Annotated in this window: 3 protein-coding genes and 1 pseudogene; 3 read left to right on the top strand and 1 reads right to left on the bottom strand. The window is 64.1% G+C overall.

All coding sequences use genetic code 11. From position 1 onward, the window contains the following. Window positions 1-63 precede the first annotated feature (63 nt). From JWS14_RS52100 to JWS14_RS46595, 3 genes and pseudogenes are all read left to right on the top strand, one after another. Window positions 64-995: pseudogene (locus JWS14_RS52100) on the top strand (PEP/pyruvate-binding domain-containing protein); the annotation flags it as partial. Window positions 996-1,163: 168 nt separating this feature from the next. Further along, window positions 1,164-2,708: a PEP-utilizing enzyme gene (locus JWS14_RS46600; RefSeq protein WP_420855181.1), complete on the top strand. Its 1,545-nt coding sequence runs from the start codon at window positions 1,164-1,166 to the stop codon at window positions 2,706-2,708. A gap of 1,211 nt (window positions 2,709-3,919) precedes the next feature. Next, a complete protein-coding gene (locus tag JWS14_RS46595) occupies window positions 3,920-4,777 on the top strand; it encodes a hypothetical protein (protein WP_206016910.1) in 858 nt (285 codons plus the stop codon). A 349-nt stretch (window positions 4,778-5,126) separates the two neighbouring features. On the opposite strand, the gene JWS14_RS46590 is transcribed toward JWS14_RS46595, so the two are convergent. Then, window positions 5,127-5,531: a PaaI family thioesterase gene (locus tag JWS14_RS46590; RefSeq protein WP_259376156.1), complete on the bottom strand. Its 405-nt coding sequence runs from the start codon at window positions 5,529-5,531 to the stop codon at window positions 5,127-5,129. Between the last annotated feature and the right edge of the window lie 542 nt (window positions 5,532-6,073).

Below are 6,073 nucleotides of genomic sequence, written 5' to 3'. Positions count from 1 at the left end.
GTGAATTTACGTCACCGCGCGACGACATTTTCAATCGTTAACTCAGACAGAAGGCAGAGGTTCATGGACGTCATCGCAGTGATGCCGCTCGAGAAGTGCGGAGAGGATGTCGCATCGGAGGTCGGGGGCAAGGCGCTGGGACTCGGAGCGCTTATGCGGTCGGGCATGACCGTACCTCCGGGTTTCGTCGTTACAACCGACGCGTACCGGGCGGCGGTGAAGGCTGCGGGCATCAACGAGCACATCGAGAGCGCTCTTCGCGGAGCCGACCCCGAGGGCGATCTCACAGCCGTGTCTGAGGTGATTTCCGCGCTCTTCACGGAAGCGCTCATCAGTGATGAGCTTCGCACGACTATCGAAGATGCATACCGCGGGCTGGGCTTGTCCCCGACTCCCGTCGCCGTGCGGTCCAGCGCGATCGCCGAGGATCGTGCAGACGCCTCTTTCGCTGGACAGCAGGACACCTATCTCTGGGTGCAGGGGGCAGACCAGGTTATTACCCATATCGTACGGTGCTGGCAAGCCTCTTCAGCCCGCGTGTCATCGCCTATCGGGCCCGCTTGGGAGTTCCGCCTGAGGATGTAGCCATGGCGGTGGTCGTTCAGGAGATGGTACAAGCTCGTGCGGCAGGAGTCATGATGACCCTCGATCCGGCCAACGGTGACCGCGACGCGCTGTACATCGAATCGAACTACGGGCTCGGCGAAGCCGTCGTAGCCGGGGAGGTCACGCCGGACTCCTTCTGGGTCGACAAGAAAACTCTTGGGTTGCGCAAGCGCGTCATCGGGGATAAGCAGATTGCGTACCGCTTCGATGAGGCGAGTCAGCAGGTTCGCAAGGTAGAAGTCTCGCCCGGCGAGCGTGCGGACTGGTCCCTCAGCAACGAGGAAGTGTGCAGGATCGCCGAACTCGGACGAGAGATCGAGACGGCCTTCGGCGCCCCGATGGACGTCGAGTGGGCAATTGCCGGGTCCGGACCGTCCTCACAGGTGCAGCTCCTGCAGGCGAGGCCGGAAACCGTCTGGGCATCGCAACCCGTCCCCCCGGTTAAGCAGTCCCAATCCGGTAACGACTCGGACCTCACCACACCCCAACGATGGGATCCGCTGCACTCGTCGAGCACTCCGAACCTTCATTGGACCACGTCTAACCTCGGCGAGGCGATGCCCGGGGTTCTAACTCCCCTGAACTGGACGCTGTGGCACCGGACGCTCGAGAAGGCCGCATTGAAGGCCGCATTCCGAATCGGAGTTCTGTCTCGGGCAGAGTCGGAATTCACTGATGACGCCGACCGCCACTACTTCCGTGTGTTCTATGGCCGCCCCACCATCCAGGTCGAATACATGGGCACAATGGGCGACCGTATGCCTGGAACTTCAAGCGAGGACATCGTCATATCCATCCTTGGTCGTGTTCCCGACGGTTGGCAGGCGAATCCCACACGTCGTCGATGGCCCATTATCGCCGGCAGATTCCCCTGGACATTCATGACCGTTACCAAGGAGATCCGGGAGACCGTCAAAGCGGTCGACGCCTGGTACGCACCGCATCTTCAGCGCGTGTCCAAAGCGTTGACGGTAGCCGAGGCGACCGAAAACTTCCGCGTCGCCACACGGCACTTCGACCGAGCCCTGGAGACCCAGGTCGTCGGCTCCCTTGCAGGCATCGTTCCGGTGTACGACATTCTTGAACGACTGACCAAGCGTGCTGGAGTGGATATCTCGGCATTGAGCGGCTCCGGTGGGGCTGAGGTCTCGGGACTCGTCACCGACGTCTGGAAGGCGTCACGCAACGAGCTCCGCTTTGACGAGGTCGTCGCGCGGCATGGAATGCACGGTCCGTCGGAGGGCGAAATATCGAGTGTTGTGTGGCGTGAGAATCCCGAGCCGCTGCGCACACTGATCGAGACCTATGCCCTCCAAGACGACGATGAGGATCCTCGCCTTCGCGAGGCGGATCACCACATCGCGGCCGGTATGGCGGCGCGACAGCTGCTTGCTGCGACGCCGAGATGGCAAAGACCAGCCGTTCGGTTCCTGCTGAAACTCGCAGCGACACGGATTCCGCTGCGCGGTGCGGCAAAGCGGTCGTTGGTGCAAGGTCTCGATGGAACCCGGGCATCCGCGCGGCGCCTTGGCGCACTGCTCGTTGAAGCGGGCACTCTGGAGCACACCGACGACATCTTTTACTTGACCGCGGCAGAAGTCGAAAACACACCTAGCGACGTTAAGTCGCTTGTGCGGAAACGGCGCGAGCGACGGGATGCTTACGCAGCGCTGTCGATCCCGAGCGAGTGGAAGGGCATGCCGGAGGCGACGCCGGTCGGCGCCGATGACGGTCTGACCGCCGAGGGAGCGATGACTCTTGAAGGCATCGGTGTTAGCGCAGGAGTCGTCGAGGGAATCGCGCGTGTCCTTTACGAGCCTGATTTCGCCGCGGTTCAACCTGGCGAGGTTCTAGTGACTCCGACGACCGACCCGAGTTGGTCCTCGGTGATGTTCATCTCGTCCGCCCTTGTCGTGGACATCGGCGGAGCACTTAGCCATGCAGCGGTCGTGGCCCGCGAGCTTCGGGTGCCGTGCGTCGTGAACACCCGGAGCGGAAGCCGCACCATCAAGACGGGCGACCGTATTCGCGTTAACGGCAATTCTGGAACCGTCGAAGTTCTCGAACGCGCTGCCTCGCCTGTGGAGCTCGAGGACGCGTGATGCGCACAGTCTTCCTCAAACGAGGAAGACGTGACTGGTCCGACGTACCGACGCGTGGGGTGTCCGCGGGCCGGGCAGGATAATAGATTCGGAGTCGTCCCCGAGGGTCCTCCCGGCCCGCCACCGCAGAGGGTGGAACCGTCTTCAAGCAGCGCAACGTGTCCTGGCGACTCGTGCCCACAGCGCGGTAGCACGTGTAACCACGACCGACCGTGTCCGACAGTACGAGGTGATGACCGTGGTGTGCAGGGCTCGGTACAAGTTGCCGATTGCCGGGCCGGGAGAGCCGGGAGCGGAGGACGCCGATGAAGCCCCTCTCCGGGACCGGTGTAGGAGGTCAACGCGGCCGCCGACCGGACGTGAAACTAGCTGCGTCGGGCGAGGGTGGTGAGAGCTCCCCGAGTTACACACGGTCGGCCGGCGGCATTGATGTACACGCACGATCGGGGGGCAGCCGTGACAGTCGAGAATTTTGCGTAAGTCATTGCTGCTCTGATTTTTTGACACAACAAGCCGGGTTGCCGAAGGCTAGGATGAGGGACCGAGTCCGGTGCTGCAGCCGACAATGGCGCAACGTCCACGACTGCGGTCGTGAGCGCCATCGATGAACTCAGACTCTGACAGTCACGGGTGGCGTTTCACCTCGATGTCATGGACGGTCACAGCAATGTGGCCACGGCTTGGTCGCTGCAACCGCTCCCGGGAAACTCCAAGGCGCGACTGCGGCCGCGTGCGTGTGTCAGGTTCGAATGGCTCTGGCTCATTCTCCGTGATGGTTCCTGAGTATGTCAGTGGCTGAGGTGTATTCGCATGTGTGGGAGGTCGAATCCGGCGCGTCCATCCCTCTGCCGCTCGCGCGTTTTGATTCGATTTACGTTTCCCTCGACAGCGCCGGAGTTGTCGGGCAGGTGGTCAGCCCGTTGAGGACCGCGGCTCGGTCGCGTCCGATCCCCCGGACGAATCGATGCAGGTTCGGCAGATCGTTCGAGGAGACGGCCGCCTTCCAAGGTTGACACGGTCGCCGTGTGCTGGTCAGCATCTCGGGCGAACGAGGTACGAACGCGGCGGTGGTCTCAAGGTGCTGGCAGTTGGCGAGGACTTGCTGCTCGTCGTCGGTGATGCCCTCAGGTCGGTGCAGGATCCGCGAGGCGACGCGCCGAACGTTCGGGATTTTCGCCCGTGCAGATGTACGGTGGACTCGTCCAACCCGAGTGCCGACCGGCCTGCGGGGCGGCCAGCAGTTGGCGACGCTGCCAAACGGCCGACGCACGGTTCTCCTCAGCGCGCCCGAGCCCCGTTGGATCGGTTTGATCCACTTGCCCTGGGCCTCGAGCGCGGAAACCGCTTTCATAGCGGCGCTGGGTGGAGGCGACGAGGACGGATTGCTCGCGGCGCGCGGTCAACGCTTGTTCGGCGGTCCGCCGGAAGTCCTCCGCGGCGGTGAGTTCGGTGTGCCGTTCGGGATCGTCTGCAGCCCTGAGTCGGAGACAAACGCTTTGAGCGGCAATGTTTTCCGCGCGGCTTCGGCCAGGTTATGCCACAGCTGTCAGTTTTCGGCGACCTCGATCGCGTCGGCGCCCCCGTGCGCGCCCCTTCGACGCAAGCGCCGGCGCCAACACGGCACCACGGTCGTGCCCGGGCACGCGGTCGGCCAGTCGGCGAAGGTAATCGACCTTCCTGTCGGTGAGGACGTCGCCGGGGAGGGCGGTGGCCATGTCGATCAGGACGATCCCGGACCGGTGCCGTCGTCGAAGGGCGAAGTCGTCGACTCCGAGGACCTTCACCGCCCGATGCCGGGTCTGGAAGCGCACGGACAAGTCGTAGCTGGGTGCTGTGTCCCGACAGTTCTGTCGCTGGGTTCCGGAGCGGCCGGCAACCGCCAGCCAAATTCTTTCGAGGCTTCCCTTCAGCATCTGGGGGTGCGCCGTGCACATCACACCGTCTATCTGCTCGGCGAAGGTACGCCCGGGTCGCAGTCGGTGGTCAGACGCAGGAAGCGCCACATCCCGCAGCACGAGGCGACTCAGCCGGTTTCCGATCGCGATGTCGGCCACACCGTGCATTCGTAGCTATGTTGACCTTCGTGCAGGACGCCGGCGTCCGGAGACGTGTGGATCCCCGCAGTGAGGGGCGCACCGGCCTCACGGAGGCGATCGAGGCAACCCGTGCCGACCGCCACCGGATTGGCCGGTTCGGCGCAGACTCTTCGAGCAGTCGCTAGAGCCAGGCCTGGCTTTCCCTGAGCGAGACGACGTCTGCAATCTTCGAGATCGTCTCGTGGCCCCGAGGACCGGTGGCACGGCGAGGCGTGCCACCGGATGTCCGGTAATGCTTTCGACGCCGAAGGCCAGTTGTGCGGGCATCCTGCGGAGGTCCCGGTCATTCTGCTCGCAAGAAGCAGAAGCCAGTCGATTCCAGTCAGGCGAACTGCTTCATAAGCTTCGCCGCCTGCTCCGGGCGCAGCAGGCGGAAGTGCCCGTCCGCCGTCACCAGTCGCGTCCCCGGCTCAGCAGCGGCGGCTATCCACGCCTGAGCGAAGACATCGCCGTCCCCGCTGGCGACCACTCGCCCGCGCACGAGCAGCTCCACCCCGGAGGGGACGGGGCGCAAGTATTGGACGACGAGCTTCCGGGTCAGGCCCGGTTTGCCTGAGTCTGCCACGACGTGCCCCAGCGCGTGATCCATCAGCATTGCCGAGATCCCGCCATGTACGTGGTGCGGCGGGCCTTCGAATGCCTCACCGAACGTACAGGTGGCGCTGGCCACGCCGTCGACAGTCTCGAACGATAACGGAGCAACGAATGGACTCCCCTCCCCGGTCATTGGTGAGAACATTCGTACGCCGTTGTACGGGTCGTCAACCGAGGAGGGCACACCGGCCTGCCGGCTCGTCGCGCCTAGGATCGAGGTGGCCTCGGCGACCAGAAGCCTCGCCTGGCAGAGGATCTTGGTAGGTACCTCCGACATGACCGAGTCGGTCCCGAGGGCGCGGAGCGCCCGACCGAGATCACGGACCGCGCGTCGTCTATCGACGAGATCGCCCGGGACGTCCTGCTCTGCCACAGTTGTCGCTTGACCGAGCAAGGGTCCCCAGGCGATCGTTGGTACCGGGCCGATTCCCTCCAGGTCCTCGCCGTCCCCTGCCCCTCGGCCGACCCTTTCAGATGGCGACTTTACGAATCCCTCATTCACGCGAGGACTCCTGGAATCTACCCGGTTGAGGCCTCGACGGGTCAAACAAATACCGGAGAGTTCCGCATCCCGCATCCCGTATGCCGGCGCCTGCAGCAGCGCTGAACTTGGGGATGCGCATGCTCGGCGCCGTCGGCACTTCGTCGCGGACGGCTCGGCGCGCCGCTCGCGGA

This window comes from Rhodococcus koreensis (genome assembly GCF_017068375.1).
GTDB classification, from domain to species: Bacteria; Actinomycetota; Actinomycetes; order Mycobacteriales; family Mycobacteriaceae; genus Rhodococcus_F; species Rhodococcus_F koreensis.
The sequence above is the reverse complement of the archived record's forward strand: the minus strand, read 5'-3'. Positions and strand labels throughout refer to the sequence as shown.